This is a genomic window from Bacteroides ovatus, assembly GCF_001314995.1.
GTDB classification, from domain to species: domain Bacteria; phylum Bacteroidota; class Bacteroidia; order Bacteroidales; family Bacteroidaceae; genus Bacteroides; species Bacteroides ovatus.
Genome location: NZ_CP012938.1, coordinates 2540057 through 2560702 on the forward strand (window position 1 = coordinate 2540057; position 20646 = coordinate 2560702).

The 20646-nt window shown below is 39.3% G+C and carries 16 protein-coding genes; 3 read left to right on the forward strand and 13 right to left on the reverse strand.

Features of this window, described 5'->3' with window-relative positions; translation table 11 throughout:
• Positions 1-5: 5 nt before the first annotated feature.
• Positions 6-500, forward strand: a complete 495-nt coding sequence (locus Bovatus_RS10120) for a dihydrofolate reductase (RefSeq protein WP_004297954.1) — start codon at positions 6-8, stop codon at positions 498-500.
• Between the two features lie 3 nt (positions 501-503).
• Here Bovatus_RS10120 and Bovatus_RS10125 read toward each other — a convergent pair whose 3' ends face one another.
• A complete protein-coding gene (locus Bovatus_RS10125; protein ID WP_004297952.1) occupies positions 504-983 on the reverse strand; it encodes an Lrp/AsnC family transcriptional regulator in 480 nt (159 codons plus the stop codon).
• Positions 984-1135: 152 nt separating this feature from the next.
• Between Bovatus_RS10125 and Bovatus_RS10130 the strand changes: the two genes are divergently transcribed.
• Together Bovatus_RS10130 and Bovatus_RS10135 are read left to right on the forward strand one after the other, a co-directional pair.
• Positions 1136-2413: an IgA Peptidase M64 gene (locus Bovatus_RS10130; RefSeq protein ID WP_004297951.1), complete on the forward strand. Its 1278-nt coding sequence runs from the start codon at positions 1136-1138 to the stop codon at positions 2411-2413.
• Between the two features lie 96 nt (positions 2414-2509).
• Positions 2510-3049 (forward strand): GNAT family N-acetyltransferase, encoded by a 540-nt coding sequence (locus Bovatus_RS10135; protein WP_004297949.1) that lies wholly within the window; start codon positions 2510-2512, stop codon positions 3047-3049.
• 65 nt (positions 3050-3114) lie between these two features.
• Here Bovatus_RS10135 and Bovatus_RS10140 read toward each other — a convergent pair whose 3' ends face one another.
• The 12 genes from Bovatus_RS10140 to Bovatus_RS10195 all read right to left on the reverse strand — a co-directional run bounded on the left by Bovatus_RS10140 (position 3115) and on the right by Bovatus_RS10195 (position 20646).
• Positions 3115-4704: a PKD-like family lipoprotein gene (locus tag Bovatus_RS10140; protein ID WP_004321828.1), complete on the reverse strand. Its 1590-nt coding sequence runs from the start codon at positions 4702-4704 to the stop codon at positions 3115-3117.
• Between the two features lie 20 nt (positions 4705-4724).
• On the reverse strand, positions 4725-5381 hold the full coding sequence (locus Bovatus_RS10145) for a DUF4843 domain-containing protein (protein ID WP_004297944.1): 657 nt from the start codon (positions 5379-5381) through the stop codon (positions 4725-4727).
• A 19-nt stretch (positions 5382-5400) separates the two neighbouring features.
• Positions 5401-6861 carry a RagB/SusD family nutrient uptake outer membrane protein gene (locus Bovatus_RS10150; RefSeq protein ID WP_004297942.1) on the reverse strand — a complete coding sequence of 487 codons (1461 nt, stop codon included), beginning with the start codon at positions 6859-6861 and terminating at the stop codon, positions 5401-5403.
• A 35-nt stretch (positions 6862-6896) separates the two neighbouring features.
• Positions 6897-10049, reverse strand: a complete 3153-nt coding sequence (locus Bovatus_RS10155; protein WP_004297941.1) for a SusC/RagA family TonB-linked outer membrane protein — start codon at positions 10047-10049, stop codon at positions 6897-6899.
• A 48-nt stretch (positions 10050-10097) separates the two neighbouring features.
• Complete coding sequence (locus tag Bovatus_RS10160) at positions 10098-12710, reverse strand: zinc-dependent metalloprotease (RefSeq protein WP_004297939.1); 2613 nt, start codon at positions 12708-12710, stop codon at positions 10098-10100.
• A 19-nt stretch (positions 12711-12729) separates the two neighbouring features.
• Positions 12730-15303: a zinc-dependent metalloprotease gene (locus Bovatus_RS10165; protein ID WP_004297937.1), complete on the reverse strand. Its 2574-nt coding sequence runs from the start codon at positions 15301-15303 to the stop codon at positions 12730-12732.
• A 13-nt stretch (positions 15304-15316) separates the two neighbouring features.
• Complete coding sequence (locus Bovatus_RS10170; protein ID WP_229119721.1) at positions 15317-17431, reverse strand: zinc-dependent metalloprotease; 2115 nt, start codon at positions 17429-17431, stop codon at positions 15317-15319.
• Positions 17368-18006 carry a DUF5118 domain-containing protein gene (locus tag Bovatus_RS25640; RefSeq protein WP_004321835.1) on the reverse strand — a complete coding sequence of 213 codons (639 nt, stop codon included), beginning with the start codon at positions 18004-18006 and terminating at the stop codon, positions 17368-17370. Before Bovatus_RS25640 ends, Bovatus_RS10170 begins: the two co-directional genes overlap by 64 nt.
• A 244-nt stretch (positions 18007-18250) precedes the next feature.
• Positions 18251-18721 (reverse strand): ExbD/TolR family protein, encoded by a 471-nt coding sequence (locus tag Bovatus_RS10180; protein WP_004297931.1) that lies wholly within the window; start codon positions 18719-18721, stop codon positions 18251-18253.
• Positions 18722-18724: 3 nt separating this feature from the next.
• Positions 18725-19318 (reverse strand): ExbD/TolR family protein, encoded by a 594-nt coding sequence (locus Bovatus_RS10185; protein WP_004297930.1) that lies wholly within the window; start codon positions 19316-19318, stop codon positions 18725-18727.
• A 35-nt stretch (positions 19319-19353) separates the two neighbouring features.
• Positions 19354-19839 carry a hypothetical protein gene (locus tag Bovatus_RS10190; RefSeq protein WP_004297929.1) on the reverse strand — a complete coding sequence of 162 codons (486 nt, stop codon included), beginning with the start codon at positions 19837-19839 and terminating at the stop codon, positions 19354-19356.
• A gap of 6 nt (positions 19840-19845) precedes the next feature.
• Positions 19846-20646, reverse strand: coding sequence for a MotA/TolQ/ExbB proton channel family protein (locus tag Bovatus_RS10195; protein ID WP_004297928.1), 801 nt, complete (start codon positions 20644-20646; stop codon positions 19846-19848).

Sequence of the window (20646 nt, forward strand, 5' to 3'; positions counted from 1 at the left end):
AAAAGATGAGTAAAGTATCAATCATTGCTGCCGTAGACCGCCGCATGGCTATAGGCTTCGAGAATAAACTTCTTTTCTGGTTACCGAATGATTTGAAACGTTTCAAAGCATTAACTACCGGAAACACTATACTTATGGGACGCAAAACTTTCGAGTCATTACCGAAAGGCGCATTGCCCAATCGCAGAAATATCGTTTTATCTTCCAATCCGGATATAGTATGTCCCGGTGCGGAAGTTTTTCCTTCACTCGAAGCAGCTTTGAAAAGTTGTCGGGAGGATGAACACATTTATATTATAGGAGGGGCAAGCATTTATCAGCAGGCTATTTCTTTCGCTGACGAACTTTGCCTGACAGAGATAAACAGTACGGCTTCCGAAGCGGACGCCTATTTTCCGGAAGTATCCCAGGAGCTGTGGCAAGAGAAAAGCAGAGAAGCTCATCCTGCGGATGAGAAACATCTCTGCTCCTATGCTTTTGTTGATTACGTGAGAAAATAATGATTAATCTTCATCTTCTATGTCGACCATAATCGGCATTTGCCGCTTAATGGCTTCATGGAAGGAGATTAATGTTTCGGTACGTGCCAAGCCCAATGGTTGCAACTTATCGTGAATAATACTCAATAAGTGGTGGTTATTCTTTGCGTAGATTTTGATAAACATATCGTATTTTCCGGTAGTGAAATGGCATTCCACCACTTCGGGAATAGCTTCTAACGCTTTTGTTACCGAATCAAAGGATTCGGGGTCTTTTAGATATATACCAATATAAGCGCAAGTCTCATATCCGATTTTCTCGGGGTCGATGACATACTCCGAACCTTTTAATATTCCTAGATTAGTAAGCTTCTGAATACGCTGATGGATCGCAGCGCCGGAAACATTACATGCTCTTGCCACTTCCAAAAAAGGAATACGCGCATTCCCTGCAATCAGTTTCAGAATTTGCTCATCTAAAGCATCTAATTGATGATGTCCCATTTTTGAATCAAATTGTTTTTATCAATGAATCTTTTATGCAAAGTTAGCGATTTTTCGACAACAAATACTATAATCTATTACTTTTATTTGCAGAAAGCGGATAAGTCAACAATAGTTCGTACCTTTGCGAAAAACATAAATATACTATTTATATGAAACATATTTGCTGTATCATTCTGTGTTTCTGTACTTCTATAGGAAGTTTCGCACAGAATTTTGCTGATTATTTTCAGAACAAAACATTGCGAGTGGATTATATTTTTACCGGGGATGCTACACAACAGGCTATTTATCTGGATGAGCTATCACAACTTCCTACCTGGGCAGGGCGTCAACATCATCTTTCGGAACTTCCACTGGAAGGTAACGGACAAATTATTGTGAAAGACCTTGCCAGTAAACAGTGTATCTACCAAACTTCATTCTCTTCTTTATTTCAAGAATGGCTGTCAACAGACGAAGCCAAAGAAACAGCCAAAGGATTTGAGAATACCTTTCTTCTTCCCTATCCCAAACAGCCTGTGGAAGTAGAAGTTACTTTGTATTCTCCACGAAAGAAAACAATGGCTACTTACAAACATATCGTGCGCCCGGATGACATATTGATTCATAAACGGGGAGTATCACATATTACTCCACATCGGTATATGCTGCAAAGTGGCAATGAAAAAGACTGCATAGATGTTGCTATCCTGGCAGAAGGGTATACAGAAAAAGAAATGGATGTATTCTATCAGGATGCACAACGTACCTGCGAAAGTTTATTTTCTTACGAGCCGTTCCGCTCCATGAAGAGTAAATTTAATATTGTTGCCGTAGCCAGTCCTTCTACAGACAGCGGTGTCAGTGTTCCTCGCGAAAACCAGTGGAAGCAAACAGCAGTTCATTCTCATTTTGATACCTTTTACTCGGACCGTTATCTGACTACCAGCCGGGTAAAGTCTGTCCATAATGCATTGGCAGGCATCCCCTACGAACATATCATTATCCTCGCTAACACAGATGTATATGGCGGAGGAGGAATATACAATTCTTATACGCTGACCACGGCTCATCACCCTATGTTCAAACCGGTGGTAGTACACGAATTCGGACACAGTTTCGGAGGATTAGCCGACGAATATTTCTATGATAATGATGTGATGACAGATACTTATCCGCTGGATGTCGAACCGTGGGAACAGAATATTTCAACACGGGTGAACTTCGCTTCCAAATGGAAAGATATGCTTCCGTCAGGTGCTCCGATCCCTACCCCTATTGCTGAAAAGAAGAAATATCCGGTGGGAGTATATGAAGGAGGCGGCTATTCAGCCAAAGGTATTTATCGCCCTGCCTACGACTGTCGCATGAAAACAAACGAATATCCGGAGTTTTGTCCGGTCTGTCAACGTGCCATCCGCCGAATGATTGAGTTTTATGTTCCTTAATCGAATACAATCATTGATGACAGCCTATTGTGAATATTCAACAAAAAATAAAACCAGATACAATTATATTATTATCAAACTTAAAACCCAAACCTCATGATTAGACTTCAACCAATTAGTACGTCGGATTTACAACATTACAAATTCATGGAAGAGCTTCTAATTGATTCGTTTCCACCGGAAGAATACCGCCAGTTGGAACAACTACGCGAGTACACTGATCGTACAGGCAACTTTCACAATAACATCATCTTTGATGATGAGCTGCCAGTTGGCTTCATTACCTATTGGGATTTTGACAGTTTCTACTATGTAGAACACTTTGCAACCAATCCTGCTCTACGAAATGGAGGTTATGGAAAACGTACACTGGAATATTTGTGCAATTATTTAAAACACCCGATTGTATTGGAAGTAGAACGTCCGGTAGAGGAAATGGCAAAACGACGTATCTGTTTTTATCAACGTCAAGGCTTTACACTGTGGAAAAAAGACTATTACCAGCCTCCTTACAAGCCCGGAGATGATTTTCTCCCCATGTATTTAATGGTACACGGAGAATTGGATTGTGAAAAAGATTTTGAAACAATCAAAAGGAGAATACATAAAGAAGTATATGGAGTAAAAGACAATTAAAAAAGAATCCCGATAGTTCCAATGACTACCGGGATTTTTTATATCATACCATTATAGTGCTGTAATTAAGTCCAACCGTTACTGTATTTAAAACGATAACGAATATCAAATACCCTGCCATTCATCTGATAATATCTCTCGAACTCTTTTTTATCCGGATCTCCTAAAATCTCCCCTAAATTTGCAGTTTTTAAAGAGAGAACAAAGAATTTTCCGTTGGATAACCCGACTCCCAGTTGATTACCTTGTGAAGTTTCCGCATTTAAAGCTGTAACTTCCGCATCAAATGTTTTCAATTTTATCGGTTCATCTCTGTCTATCGTTGTACGGTCAACATAATAAAGATCGTTCCCTTTACCTATCAATAAATAGGTTCTATTATTAATATAAGGTGCTGTATAAATTACAGCTCCTTCTAACAAATTACCAAAACTAATTGGCTTGTTGATGGATGGAACAGCCGTTATCTGATTGCTAGTAGAAGCCTTGTTGACAGAATATTCCTGATACAAATACTCACTTCCCTTTTTCAGAATCAAAGTCATCACATACGTACCGTCAGTCAGTCCAGTAGTTTTTGGACGGGCATAACCCAGATACACAACTTCATAATCTAACAGATCATGCAACTTCGGCACATCATAAAAGCCATTCTTATCATAGTCTTCTTGCTTTACTGTAAATTGAAGCACTTTACCTGCGGACTGCTTGTCATAATCCATTAGAGCCAAAATACGTTGGTGCTGTCCCTTTTCACCTTCTACAAACGCCATATTCAAGGCTCGCATTTCTGGTATAATCAGAAATCTATCCACTTTTACCTCTTTATTTTCGAAAGTCAATGGTGTTGACAGGAATTTGCCTGTATGAAAAGCTTTCTCCGATAACTTTTTACGCGTGTATGCTTTTCCATCCTGATCTACTACGACGGTCAACCATTTTAATTCTGCAATCTGTTTTACTTTCAGATTATTTGTGAAACTGGGTTCCAAGAAAGCATCCGGCAGAACAAGGTCTTTAGTAAAAGCAGCACCTTCCAAATCCACACACTTATCAGCTTTCGGATTCACAATCCAGACAGAAGAAGGATTGCTACTTGAACCTCCCGAACGGAAATGTTCCAGTAGCCCCAATGTTTCCTTAGGAAGGGTTTCTCTATTTTGTTCTTGATAAACTTTTAGATGTTCCTCATAAATCTGCGAATCAGTACCCGCTGCAGTCATAAAGTTCAGATAAGAGGCCTGTTCATCTTTCGATAACACCAGCCAACCATATAAGTTGTATTTCTGCGTAAAGTCCATTGCCGTACGACCAATATATGTAAGACCTGTTTTCGGGTTAGTTACACGCAACTGACACTCTACCTGACTTGCAATTTTCTCTACAGTAAACTCCAACACCCGTTTGTCAGAGATAAACTCACCGTTCAATGTCCAGTTATATTCCAATTCTGATTCTGCAATTTCTTGCGTAGCAAAAGTCAGAGTCGGCTCCAATCTGGCTACATTTCCTACAACATAGGTATATTTAGTACCTCCTAAATCAACTGTTATCTCATTTACATCCTCATAATCATAGTTTCCTTTGTCGCCATAGCAACTTCCTAAAACCATTATCAAAGACAATAACAGCAGACCATAAATATTCTTTCTCATATTCTAATTCATTTTACTCATTAATAAACCGGAATATCAATATCCAATCCGTTTTCTTCAATATATGCCTTGAAATCTAATGCATATTTTCTAATCAAGGTTTCATCCACACCTGTCAGGTCATTGACTCCCGTACATTTGATAAACTCATCAAGTTTATAAGCATCATACGCGCCCAAGTAACTTTCAACAGTACTATCCCACCATAAAGGTTGGCTAGCTATATCATTAAAGTTTATTGTGATACTTCGCTGGCCAACAAAACCCGGCTGGAAATTCTCATTTTCCTTAATGCCAAACACTAAGGTTACTTCTTTATCCTTCAATATATCATTCGGATTCTTTAAAGTCACTGTTATCTGGTCAGTAGGAGTTCCCTGATGAAAAACTGGATGAAGATCCAATTCATACATCTCCGGAGTAGCAGTTGTCTTTTCCGTATCAATATATAATTCAAAAGTTTTATCCTCCGTCAACAAGTCTCCCATCAGATTCACCTCAAATTCCAATGAATGAGTGGTAAGTCCGGGATAGTAAGAAAAAGAAAAGCTCTGTAATACGGTTTCTTTCTGTGTAAAATAGACATACGATCCCAAATCATATCTGCCTATCTGGTCTTTCTCACATGCAGTCAGCACCAAGACCATTGCAGTCAAAAATAAATATATCTTTTTCATCTTCTATTTATCTATAAAATTAGTAAACCATCTCATTATCCGGCAATGGGAATATAAAATTGGCTTTTGAGTTAGGAAGTATATTATACTTCTTATAAAAATAATATAACTGACCTTCACCTAAAAATTCCTTACGCGCATCCTTCAAAACAGCCTCCTGATATTCCTCTAAAGTAGAAACGTATGAGAAAATACCAGCTGTACACCCTCTATTTGTTGCAACAGTTTCTAACTCCAATGCTCCACTTGCAGGATCTGTTTCTGCTAAATATTCACCACGTATATAGTGCATTTCACTCAAACGGATAACAGGAATAATACGTTTATCAAGATCCGTATAAGAGGCATCATCCATATATTTCTTAGAAATCACACAATACCAGTCATAGTCGCTATGAATTTCCACCATACCTCCACTCTCATTCCAACGTCTGTCATTTGCGTTTTCATCTAAAATCTCTGTATAATCGTCATAATCAATAGAAACCATTCCGGCATCTTCATCCATATTATCCCACGCCTTGAAAAGTTCTACTTCCTTAGAATTTGAAAGAGCGAAAATTAAATCATCCTTCATTTTAGGATTCGTATTAAAGCTGGCATTAGCAGTAAAAGTGAACATCTTTTCTCCATTATCATCGGTATAATTTATCACTTCCGATGCTGCATCATAAGCTTTTTTCGACTCTCCTGCATAAGAAAATACGCGAGCCTGTAAAGCAGTAATAGCAATATAACTCATACGAAAACCACGACTGGCATAAAACATATCAGTTACCAAATCACCGCCTTCAAAACGATAACTTTTGGTCATTAATAACTTATAACCTTTCTGGTTGTCATAGGTCTGCACTAAACCACGTGCCTCTTCCAAATCTTTCTCTATTTTAGCCAGTACTTCTTTCACTGTCAGGTAGGGTTCTGATACAGAAGGGAAAGTCGCATAATAAGGAACATATTTCTTTCCATCATCTGCTGCGACACTGGGAGCAAACAAACGAAGAACCTCAAAGTGAAGCATCGCTCTTAACGCCAATGCTTCTCCGCGAATCAGACCCTGCTCGAGTGTTTTACCCTGAAAGATGGAAGGATCGGCACCTTCGATATTTTTAATCAATTCATTACAGTTGGCTATCGTATTGTAAGCGGTAGACCAGATACTCTGAATAACCGGTTCCAGTGTTTTATCCGTATACTTATACTGGCAGGCCTGCCAATATTTAGAGTCCGTGCTTCCCAAATTAGATTTGGTATATTGCTGTCCCAATACGTCAGCCATTCCCCATGTCAGTTCTTCTCCCCAAAGATTCTGGCTGGACATCTGCTTATAAATACCATTCAAAGCAATGCGATAGCCATTTCCAGAGTTAAACAGATTTTCTCCATCAACCTGATTATTAGGACTTACATCCAACCAATCGGAACAGGAACAAAACGTCAATGACGTACATAAAACTAATATAATATTTTTAATTTTCATATACTTCCTTTTATTTAATAATTGTCACGACCAACTTAGAAACTTGCATTCACTGTAAAATTGACACTTCTAGAGTAAGGATAGCTCAAGCCGCGTTCTTGTTTCACTGTACAGAAACGGGCAAGGTCATTAGCACCTATTTCCAGACGAAGCATACTCAATCCCAATTTCTTGATTTGTTCTGCACCGAAAGTATAACCTAATGTGATTGAATTCAATGACAACAAATTGTAGTCTTCAATGAAACGAGTCGTTGATTTAGTTATCTCAATACTGTTCTTGCCATTATATAACGCTTTGAAACGAGCATTGTCTCCCGGCTCTTTCCAACGGTCGGAAAAGACGCGTTTATCTACGTTAGAGTTGTAGATATCAGCATTTTCGACCTTGGATACCAATGTCGAATTATATCGCTGACCGCCATATTCATACATGAATGTAGTGTACAAACTGAATTTTTTCCAGGAGAAGTTGAAACCAAATGTTCCCTGAATATCCGGCTCGGTATCACCACAACTAATCATATCAGCTGAATCCCACTTAGTAGTCAATGTTCCGTCGCGCTTTTCAAAGATTTCTTTTCCTGTAGCCGGATCGATGCCATGAGATTTCACAGCGGAGATAGCTGTAGTAGAAACACCTTCTTCGTATTTACGGAAAGGTTTCGCTGCATCAGCATCGTAGTTACCGAGTTCTGCATATTTCTGATCGACCAGGTCGTTATATGCTTTCAGACTATTAGAAATCTTCACTAATTTATTCTCATTATGACCCAAGTTGGCAAATAATGAAAGCTGCATATCACGTCTACGAATGATATTGCTGCGTACATTAAATTCATATCCGCGGTTCTGCATCTCGCCAACATTGTCTTTATAAGAAGTGAAACCGGTAGAACTGGGAATAGTCACATCATTCACCAAGTCTACAGTGCGTTTATTATAGTAAGCAAACGAAATATAGAACAAGCGTTTTAACAAACCCAACTCAAATCCAAAATCTGTCTGGTAAGTAGTTTCCCAACCTAGATTCACATTACCCATCGCTATCATATTGGCACCCATTCCGGTTTCATACCATTCATCACCATTAATCTCATAAACGGTTTTTGCCGCAAAAGGCTCAAAGTTTACTTTACCGGAAGAACCATAAGTTCCACGAATTTTAAATTCATCAATAAAACTCAACTTCTTTATAAACTCATAGTTATGCAAAGCAAGTCCCAGACCAAACGACCAGAATAAAGCGGTTTTATTATCTGAACCAAATTCAGAAGAACCATCGCTACGAACCGAAGCATCAAGCAAATAAATGTTCTGATAGCTATAGTTTAAAGTAGCCAACGCACCGAACAGTCGTGATTTGGTATCGCTCCAATCCGGTTTTTCGTAGATCTTTTGTGCATAGTTAGGAGAATCGAAGTCGCCGGAGGGGAAACCCATATAACGTGCCGAAGTACTTGTGCCACTCGAAGAGGTGGCATTAATACCTACCGACAGATTGATATTGTGTTCCTTAATAGTCCGGTTATACGCAAGGAAAGCATTCATATCCCAAGACAAGGAATTACCACTGCTGGTAGTCAATTCACCGGATATTTTATTCGTACTGCTCAATACGTCTGTATTCTTTGCAGACAACGGATCCAGGAAACGACGAGATTCTGAATAACTTTTAGTTAATGCAAACTGTCCTTTAATTTGCCAGTGATCATTAATATACCAGTTGGCAGACAAGTTATCAATGAATTCGTCCGCATTAGAACGATCATAACTTTTCAATGTAGCCTCATACAAAGGATTGGCCAGATTGTCCATACCCAAATTATGCCATTCGGTTGTTTTTGTCACATAATCACCATCATCATCACGAAAAGTATCATACGGCAGTTTAGTTGTATAATCCGAAAAACTTCCATAAGGTGATTCTTTAGAACGTGTTGACGAATAAGAAACATAGTTACGCACCTGTAAACGACCGATACGGTAATCTAAAGCCAAACCTCCACCTGTACGGTCACGATAAGAGCCTCTCATCACACCATCAGATTTGTTATAGCTCAAATCCACAGAGAAACGCAGATTTTCCGTACCTCCGGTCAAAGACAAACTATGCTTATGATTGAATACAGAATGAACCGGTTGCGAAATCCAGTCCGTATCAACACCCCGTTTTACATTTTGCAATTTACCGTAGTATTCTCTGTCGAGCGTATATTGCTCACCGGCATCCTTGCCAATATAGAAGCCGGCCAACCGTTCAGTTTCCAGTTTTTCAGAGGCATTCATCAGATTATAATCAGATAAGTCCGGCATTTGCAAAGTTCCGGTCATGCTATAATCGATCTGCAACTTGCCCGGTTTGGGAGGAACAGTAGTGATAACGACGATACCGTTTGCTGCACGTGAACCATACATGGCTGTTGCAGCCGCATCCTTCAAAATTGTGATATTCTCGATACGGTTAGGGTCAAGGTCATACAATTTAGTAGCTGAAACTTCAAAACCATCCATGATGAACAACGGGAGGTTCGGATTATTCTGCAAGTTGGATTTAGAAACAGTTTCCGAATCCAACTCTTTGATACCTATACCTGAACGACCACGGATATAAAGTTCCGGAATAGCATTCGGGTCTGATCCCCACTGGCTATTTTCCTGAATACGGAAAGATGGATCGAATGCCTGCAAAGCAGAGAATACATTCGTCTTAGAAACTTTCAACAGATCTTCTTTCTTGATCTGCACACTGTTACCTGTAAAACTCTTCTTATTAATGTTAGAGTAACCGGTAATTACCACCTCATCAGTCATCACAGCATCTTCTTTCAGCTTAATAACACGCGCCTTATCTTTAGACGCATCGTCTCCCAAACTGATTTCCTCTGTCACCATTCCTATATAGGAAACAATAATCACCGGATGCTTACGAACGGGATAAAAAAGTTTAAACTCTCCGTTAACATCCGTAGTAGTACCAAAATCGGTACCCTTCAAACGAATAGTCACTCCAATCAGTTGGAGTCCTTCCTGATCGACCACTTTTCCAAAAACAGCGCGGTACCCTGATGGTACTTCACTGTTTTCAACCTTTGTTTTTTGTACTTGCTGCTTGTTATCTTTCTGTTGAGCTACCACCGTAACTACCGACAAAAGATATAACAAGGAAAAAAGAAATACTTTTTTCATAATTCGTGTTGTATATTCTATTTATGCAAAATAATGTATGTGATTTATTTAAATTTTAGGGGCATCTTTCCAGGAACGAGTCATCAAGAACAATAGATATTTATAGTGGGCACGCGTTTGTTCATCTCCAGTCATTTGTTGTTTCTTGACTAACTCTGCCAATTTCTGATAAGTACCGTACCATAAATGATTCTGATTATCCGTTGCTATATTATACATGACAGCACGAGAGCCGTAACCCTGTTCCTCTATTGCGCTTTCAGCCTCTTCATCTTCCTCTTCGTCCAAAGCTCCTACTTTGTCTGTGTTATCATCCGACAAATAGTATTGTCCGAACCATCTCTTCTGACCATTTATATCTACACTGTTGCGCACATTCGATAAGAATTCAGCCTGCATGATACGTTCAGGTTCCGTCAACGAACGTCCCTCCATTGTCGGACGCCATACTAATTCATATAAATCGTCGATATATTCTTTCGGACTATAAGAAGACGGATCACGATAGTACGTCAACGAAACACGCTTAGTCTGATATAAGTCTGTAATCACATTCTTTTCCTTTACTACATAATTCTTCAGAATCTTACGGGCCTGTGAACCGGAGAATGAAAGTTTCTTAATGACGTCTTCATCATCAATCCATTCCAAATCCTTCAGTTGAGTAAACAGAAAATCTAAAGAAGCTCTTTGCAAATCCTTGGGTACTGCGGTAAGAGTTGCGTTAGCGTCACCAACAAAGTGCTCATTCAAATAGAATGAACCGATATTACGATATACATTAAACAAATATCCTCTCAATTGCTGTACGATAAACGGAAATACCATATTACGATAATCATAATTCTTATCTTCCGCATCCATCCATTCATGCATATGAGCTACAATGTAACGCAAATTATTAATACCGTATGTACTGGCTTTAATCGCATCGTTTCCTAAATCAAAAGAAAGAGCCGATGGGTCGAATGTAGTCAGCAAATACTGTTTGGTTCCAAAACGATACATCGGATCACCGCTTTTCTCACTAATCCACTGGCGTACCACCTTATTCTCTTCCTGTGCAGTTTGTGCTTCTAAAATAGGTTTGTAGGCTACTTTAATAGCATAGTAGTCATACACTCCCAATTTAGGAGAAAGCATCACTCCTTTATCACTCGGTTGAGCCACATAGTTGAAACCTACTTCATCCATCACAGAGGCAGTTATTCCATATTTCTGCGTATAAGAAGCCGACCGTAAAGAATCTGTCGGTATAGCAAAAGAACCTGCCATATTCTCTATCAATCCTAAAGCAAAACCCACTTCCCGGCGAACGGCACAACGAAGCGTTTCACTCATCAAATCATCCGGCAAACGAAGATGACGCGCATCCGGATCAACCTGGGAAGTCTGTACAAAACGCTGGATATTATTCCACTTCAGCAAATCATGATAAAGATATAAAGAAGCATTCATGATTTCCCCGGTACGAGGATCAGCAAATGATGCATCTTTCATAGTCGTCACCACTCCGGTAGGAACATAACGAATCGTACTGTACTTTAAATTGTCAGGATCAAAATCCGGATCATCTTTCGGGAAATCCTTCACTTGGATAGCATCTTTGAAACCGATAGCCTCGAAAGCCTTATTCCAGTCATTTACTCCTGCTTTTACAGCTGCTCTCCAGCTTACCGGGAAGTTTGGATCCATATAAAAGACAATCGGTTTTTTCGGTTTCGTCAGTTCACCACGTTTGTACTTATCAACATCCGATACCTCCAGATTCCAACGTTTCATCCGGTGTTCCATTCTGGAACCGTCTACCTCCGTACCCATATTTTCCATGGCTACAGTCCCTATTCCTATTCGGGGATCGGCTAAACGCGGACGCATCTGCGGCTTTTCTGGAAGCAACAATAAAGTACGGTTTACTGTCATGCTAACAGGTTCATCCACACTTACAAGTTGTCCACCCACACTTAAATTCATTAAGTAAGTCAATTTAGAAATAATAGAAACATTATCTCCAAAAGCCTTCACTCCCATCAGATAAGACAAATCATCCTTGAATTTTACAGCTTGTCTGCCCGATCCATATTCCATTGTACGTTTACCACTTGAAAAAGGATTCATATTTTCCGTATGAGATACAAAGTAGGAAGTCATATCCACTACAACGGCCGAAGAGTCCTTATTAAAGGCAGCAATAGTGAATGCATCAACAATGGTTGATAATGAATTCTTCTTCAGTCCTTCCTGCATATTCTGATTCGCCGAACTGGAGAATATCATATTCTGTCCTGTTCTGCTAACTTCCTTCATATACAGTGTGCTGTCTACCACTGCAAATTTAATGTGACGGGGAGTATACGACATCGTTCCTGCCGGTCCATTTCCCATATCAGATGTTTCTACCACTTTGGAGCCTAAAAGAAACTCCCGTCCCATAAGTGAAACTGGGAACTCCACGAGCAGCTTTTTCTTGTCCACAAAATGTAAAGTGAGCAAACCTTTAGAGGTTTCCACCTTCTTGTCTTTAAACAGCTTTTCGTATTTACTGAGTTTTTTCTCTTTCTTTTCTGTTTTATCTTTTTTCTTTTTCCAGAAAATCGTATTTGCGTCTGCAGCAGGCAATGTAAATACCGCAGCCAGACAAATGATCAAAAATCGTCTCATATCGTGTTTTCTTATTATTTTACCAATTACGTATGTCTTCTATCTTTTCAAGCAACTGTCCATAGTGCATCCTTGTTTCATCAGAACCGGAATTCAAACGCGATTCCATTAACTTCTGAATACGGATCAACAACCCATGATACAAATGCAGCTGATTATCATTAGATAAATTGGTGATGTATCCCAAAGGTCCGAATCCTCCAACTGTATTTACTTCAGGCCGGACAGACTGCAACAACGTTTCAATCTTCTTACCTTTCTTTTCACGACCTGTAGTTTCCATGTGATTGGGCAACTGCAACTTTCTCAAGATAGCGGCCACCACTTCATATTGAAGTAGCATCTCTGCACGATTCAATGACTTTCCTTTTAAAGTCGATGCCCATACACCACTGTAAATGTCATTCAGGTATTCTTCAGGAGAATAACTGTTCTTATCTTTGTAGTAAGCCAATGACACTCGTTTGGTAGCCACCAAAGCTGTTGCAAAATTCTTAATCAGCTTTTGATAAACCGGCGTCTGTACCGGCATATTACGAAGGATGGAAGAATCATCTAACCAAGTCATGTTACACAACTCGTTCATCACAAAACGAGCCGCCTCACGTTGTTGCGCTTTAGATACAACAGACAGAGCCTGATTACGATCGCCTACTATATGTTCGGACAAATAAAATCCTCCTACATTTCGAAAAGCATACATCAAATATTGGTTATACCGATTAACTATCTCCGGATAGATCTGAATACGGAAACGGTAGTCCGAATCTTGTTGTTCCACCCATTTGTCCATATTCCCCAAGATATATTTCAGATTACTGATTCCATATTTTCCCGCTTTAACAGCATTGTTACCCAAATCACCTCCGAGCGCACTCGGATCGTATTCTGCACCCTGATATTGCGCTTTTCCATAACGATAAACCGGATCTCCTGACTTCATAGATACCCATCTCATTATCTTTTCACGGATTTCTTCTGGTGTCTTCGCATCCGGAACGAGCATATATCCCATCTGAATCGCAAACAAGTCATAAGCTCCCAACTTATTTTGGATGAAATCAGCCTTACCATCTTGCGGTTGAGCAATATAATTATAAGGAAGCTCATCCATCACAGAAGAGGCAATACCGTTCTGCCTGGTAAATTCAGGTGAACGCAATGATTCTACAGAAAATGCGGCCGACGCGGAAGCGTTATCTGCCAAACCTAAACAATGGCCTACTTCACGAGCCACATAAAGCCGGATACCCTCTAATAAAACCTCTTCCGACAATTGTATCCCCCGCATACGTTCATCAACTTGAGCTGTTTGAACAAAACGTTGACTGGCTATTGTCTTAGCTATATCATGTCCGACAAAAATAGTTCCATTAATAATTTCTCCACTACGAGGGTCCACCCAAACTTTACTCTGAGTTTTTGAGAGATTTACAGGAACATAACGGATGCAAGAATACTTCAAATTTCCGGCATAAAACGTCGTATCATTTGCAGGAAAATCCGCAGTCTGAACAGCATCTTTAAACCCAGCCATTTTAAACGCTTCATTCCACCAGTTAACTCCTTCTTTTATTGCTTTTTTCCAGGCTTCCGGAAAATCACTATCGATATAGAACACCACCGGTTTCCGTGGAGCAACCAGATCTCCCCGGCGATAGGCTTCCTCGTCAGCTGGCAACAGATTCCATTTATGTTGCAAATATGAAAAGGCCGTACCGTCTTTCTCTGTTGATATCTTCTGCTTTTTGGTAAATGTATACCCTAACCGGGGATCGCCCAATCGCCAAACCATTGTCTCTTCCGGCAATAAAAGCATTGAATAAACAGCCTTCACCCGCACATTTCCTCCTCTAACTTCCTTCTTACTGGCAAGCAAAGATTGATAAAAGCTCATATCCAGATTGATCTCCAGGTTATCATCAAAGACATAAAAGTTTCTGATGGAAGAAAGATTCTTTTTCAACACCGCTTTCAACTCCAATTGACCATATTTCTCATCCTCCAAAGAGGAACTATTCTGGTCAAACAGAGGAAGACGTTTATTGTCAGCAAGAAAGAACTTAGTCACCTCGAACACCACTGCTGTACTATCCATATTATAAGCCGCAATCTTGAATGACTCCATATCCGGCGTTATATTACTTTTCGCTACTGCCTTACTGATATCAGACTGATTACTATATACATCCATCCGGGAAACGGGAGTTACATTCTGCATATACACCTGATCCTCTTGTATAGCGAAACGGATATGCAACGGAGTAGTCATAGTCTGTCCGACAAGACCACTCGTATTATCACTAGTTGCCGAGATCGAAGAACCCATCAAAAATTCACGTCCTAACAAACTTTTTGGAAACTCAAAATAAAGTTTATCATCAATCTTATGGATCGTTATAAGCCCTTTCTTCGTCACCACTCTTTTGTTTTTAAACAAACGTGGGTATTGAGTATTCCTTTTTTTAGAAGCAGTCCGAACCGTATCCGATTTTGCTTCCGTTTGCACTTTCTCCTTTTTCTTGGCAAAAACATCAGAAGTTCCGGTAGCTAACATAAAAGCCCCGGTCAATAACACTATAAATAACTTCATCACTCAACAATTTTTATTTTGCCTTTTCAAAGTCATTAATGATAGACAATAAATATTCATAGTGAGAGCGGGTTGCATAGGAACCTGAATTCTTACGCTTTTCCACTATATTCTTTATACGCGTCAATAAATCAAAATACAGATGATTCTGATTATTATTGGAAGTATTAAGCACATAATAGATATAGTCAAAGCCTGCATATTCATTTATCTTTTTCATTGCGTTAGCAGTCTGGTAATAATGTCCTGCATCTACACAACAATCTGCATCTCCCTGCTCTGTCAAATGTTTATATACTTCAAACAGCTGAAACAGAGGCAAATCCGTATTAGCCGGCAACTGTAAAGCACCTGTCTGGGCAGCTTGTTTCAAATCCGCGAACAAGACTTCATCAATCTCGTCTTTCTTTGTCAGCGGGTCAGCATTACGAATAATACCCATCAATACTTCTGTCTGCAAAATACGTTCGGATTCGGTTGGTTCCACATTTTTAATAGTCGATTCCCATAAAATGGTATAAATATCATCTAAATACTCCTGTGGAGAATATGCCGAAGAATCACGGTAAGCAGCCAATGAAACACGTTTTGTATTCAGAATCTTCTTACTCATCGATTTCAGGATGGAACGGGACATTGAACCGTCAAAAGTCAGATTCTTTACTACATCAGGATTATCTATCCAGTCAATATTCTTTAATTCATTCAAAACAAACTGAACAGCACGCTTCTGCATATCATGAGGAATCACTTCTGATGTATTATACGGATCACCGACATAATGTTCATTGATAAAGAAACCACCCACATTTGCCCAGGCATTATTCAGATAACGCACATACTGCGAAACTAATGCATCATAAAGATGATCTCGATAGGTAAAATCGGGATCCTTATCATTCAGCCATGTATTGAAATTGCCTAATATATATTTCAGGTTCTTGATGCCATAAGCACCTGCCTTCATAGCATCATTACTGATATCTTCCGATAAAGAAGTCGGATCAAAAACACCATAACCTAACTGTTGTTTCCCATATCTATATTCCAAGTCCCCCATTTTACTCTTAATAATGCTTTCTAAATAAGGAACCTCTTCTTCAGTAGTTTTTGCCTCCGGAAATACTGTATATCCCCACTTAATGGCATAATAATCATAAGTACCTAATACTGGAGGAGTAAGACATACATCTTTATCTTCGGGTTGTGCAATATAATTAAAACGGGCATAGTCCATAATAGACGGAGTAGTGCCATGCTCTTGCATAAACACAGGATCACGATACGATTCTGTTGCATAAGCAAAAGAAGATCCCATATTGTGCATCAATCCCAGACAGTGACCTACCTCATGAGATATGATATAGCGCAAACTCTCGTCCAATACATCCTGAGGAAGTTTGGGAGTTCGCACTCTTGGATCAACTTGTGCCGTTTGCACAAATCGCATATCATTCACCAACTGGATAACATCATGATATACAAATACAGAGGCATTAATAATCTGACTATTTCTGGGATCAATCCATGATGGTCCCATCGCATTCGCGATTCCGATCGGAGCATAATTAATACAGTTATACTTTATATTAGCCGGATCAAATTCAGGATCATCTTTCGGGAAGTCTTTCACCTGCATTACATTCTTAAAGCCAATACGTTCAAAAGCTTTATTCCATACCAACACCCCTTCATGAATACCCTTTTTCCATTCTTCAGGGAAAGCATCGTCAACATAAAAAAGAATAGGTTGCGTAGGTTCAACAAGTTCTCCTCGCTTGTAAGCTTCTACATCTTTAGGATATACATTCCACTTATTAGCATAAGTATTCATTTTCACTCCGTCATAATCATCAGCAATCTCTTCCTTATTTGAAGTAAAATAGCCAATGCGCGGATCAGCCATACGCGGCATCATTTCGGGAGTCTCCGGCAGCAAAACAAATGACCGGTTTACTTTTACCGTAACAGGTTCCTGATAGGCAATTGCAACAATGCCCATATAAAGTAAATCCTGCAAATAGCTTAAACTGGATGTTACCGATATGTTATCATCAAATGATTTTATCTGATCGACATAAGAGAGCTCTTTTTTGAAAGTTGCCCGGCGCACACAAGCACCAAACATTGTCTTCTTACCATAAGGGTCAAAAATAGCCTGCGCTTATTATCGCTCACCAGAAAATCCGTCATGTCGAATACTACAGCTGTACTATCTGCATTATACGCCATCACTTTGAATCCTTCCATTACAGGCTCTCCGACTCCTTTCTTCATTGCCTGTTTTATGGACTCATCCTTACTCGTAGAAAAGATCGGGCGACGTGCAAAGTTACTCACTTCGCGCATCTCCATCACACTATCGCGTAATGCGAACTTAATGTGCAGGGGCTTTTTAATTTTTTGCCCAACCAATGCATTTCCATTGTCACTAATCTCTGAAACTGTCGATCCTAGAAGCATCTCGCGATTCTGAAGGGTAAGAGGGAATTCAAATAAGATTTTTCCTTCAATCTTATGAAGAGTTATCACTCCTTTTTTCACTTCATCTTTCTTCCCTTTAAAAATTTTCTCGTAGGGAGACTCTTTCTTCGTAGTTTTCGTGTTTTTTTTCTTCTTTGCGTAAATCGGTTCTACCGTCACTAACATTGCGCACGCTAGTACCAACAAAAGAAACACCTTCTTTGCAACTAACTTATTCACAATCAAAATTATTTTAATTATATTATAAATAATAAAAAACAGTCGCAAAATTATATATAATTCCTATTGAAAGTGAATTTTATCATACCAAATTACAATTATTTTATTCTTTTTTATCTTAAAGGCTTCTATTTAAGAACATATAAAGTGGCTATATTCCAATACAATGTAACATTTGCATATAAAAAGAAAGGGTATCCAAACAGATTGGACACCCTTTCTTTTTATATATTAAATTAACTAATTATTTCTCACCACGTTTCGTAGCCGAATAGTTAATCTTCAAAGCATAAGATTTTCTAAGAGCATTTTTTACATCAGTAACAATACCCATCTTTGTCTTCTGATCTACTTTCAGAGACACAGTCATCTTAGCAGCATCGCCTTCATTCATACTCGCACGTTCCTGAAAAATGAAGTCTTGTACTTCACCCACTTCAGCATAACTGTCATTCAACTGAATACGACTTTCAGTACCCATTTTCGCGCGATATTCTTGTGTAGGTTCCCCTACATAAATGAATGTTACCAGTGATTTCTTCTCCAGTTTTTCGAGTTCAGTACCTTGCGGAAGTGTAAACTGCACCTTTAATGTTACCTCACGCATCGTTGTTACAATCATAAAGAAGAACAACAAGGTAAAGATAAGGTCAGGCAACGAAGAAGTATTCAATGCCGGCATTTCACGTTTACCAGTCTTATTAAATTTTCCCATTACTTACTTCTTTTTTTCTCCGTATTTTTTAGGTTCTGCTTCAGAAATTCGTTGCGGATAAACTTCACGAACAGCTTTCTGCTGTGCATCATTCAGTTCAGCGTAAGTAACCCCAAACTTTTCTTGAGCTAACTCATCTCTCAATTCATTGTATGCAGCTACCAATTCGTTCTGCACACTTATATATGCCTGATAAGAAGACCCGCGGTCATTCTGCAAAGAAATTACATGCTTATCATTAACAAGAGTAGTACCAAAGAAATCGACATTTTTTTGTGTCTTTTCCGGCATATTCTCAGCGTTATTGATGTTAGCAATAAACTCTTTGGCTTTCTGCCTCAACTGATCAACACCAATATAATCATTCCCGCACATCAAAGCATCATCTTTATTCAGATAAACCTGCAGGATGTTACGTTCTTTAATTTTATCGGTATTCTCATTCTTTTCATCTTCGGGTGGTGGAGGCAAAAGTCTTGCCAAACCACGGTCCGTATCCATTGATGTTGTAATCAAGAAGAAGATCAGCAACAAGAAAGCAATATCCGCCGTAGAACTTGAGTTTATATCAGGAACTTTTCTTTTTCCTTTTGCCATTTTAATAACTTATTTAATCGAGTATCCTCAATTGATTACGACAATTTTTTCTTTATACCACTCGCTATGATTGCAACAACTGTCACAAACAACAATATGTAAATAGAATAAAGGAACATATCAGTTACTTTCAGCCAAAAAGGAACATTGTCTGTACCACTATAGCCAGGAATCTGCATTGGTGTACCATCACCCATTGCCCAAGCTACAATAAGAACAACAGCTAAAAGAACCAAACCAAGTAAAGACTTGATGGCATTTGCCGGGTTATCCTTCAAAGCTGCACCAAATTGGAATACAGCAGCAATAACAGTGGCTGCAATGGCTAAGCCAAACAAAACGTACATCAGATAGAGTAAGGCGTCTGTTTGAGCCGGTTGCCACATTTCGGGATCTACTCCCGGAATTAAGGCATCGCCCGAGGCATCTCCTCCTAAGAAGAACAAGCCAATAACGATCAGAATAATAGCAAACATCGCATACAGTGCGTAATACGATATTCTATATGTTAACTTACTCATTTTAGATTATTTTTTGTATTTCAAGTTATATTTGATTACCATATCAAGCAAAGAGATAGAAGAATCTTCCATTTCACTTGTAAGAGCCTCAATTTTAGAAAGTACGTAGTTGTAGAATACCTGAAGGATCAATGCTACAATCAAACCGAAGATAGTTGTAATCAAGGCTACTTTCATACCACCTGCAACAACCGTCGGAGAGATATCACCTACCTGCTGGATTTTATCAAATGCCTGCACCATACCGATTACAGTACCCAAGAATCCGAGTGACGGAGCCATTGCGATAAACAGTGTGATCCAAGAACATCCTTTTTCAAGGTAACCTGCCTGTACACCACCATAAGATACAACTGACTTCTCAACTACGTCAATACCTTGATCGATTCTCATCAAACCTTGGTAGTAGATAGAAGCAACCGGGCCTCTGGTGTTACGAGCAATGTCTTTAGCAGCTTCAACATCACCTTTTTCCAAAGCAGCTTCGATAGATGCCATGAATTTTTTTGTGTTGATTTCAGCCAAACTCAAATAAATGATACGTTCAATACAGAAAGCCAAACCGATCACCAAAGCGATAGCTACCAAACTCATGAAAGATGCAGTACCTTCGATGAATTTAACTTTGATTTCCTTGTGAATACCACCCTCTTCTGCAGCAGGAGCAGTAGCTGTAGTAGCTTCAGCGGCAGGAGCAGCTTGTTGTTCAGTTTGTTCTGCTGCAGGAGCGTCTTGAGCCTGAGCAAGTTGAATTGAGCCAAAAGTGAAGGCCCCAATCACAGCAACAATTGCAAATAACTTTTTCAT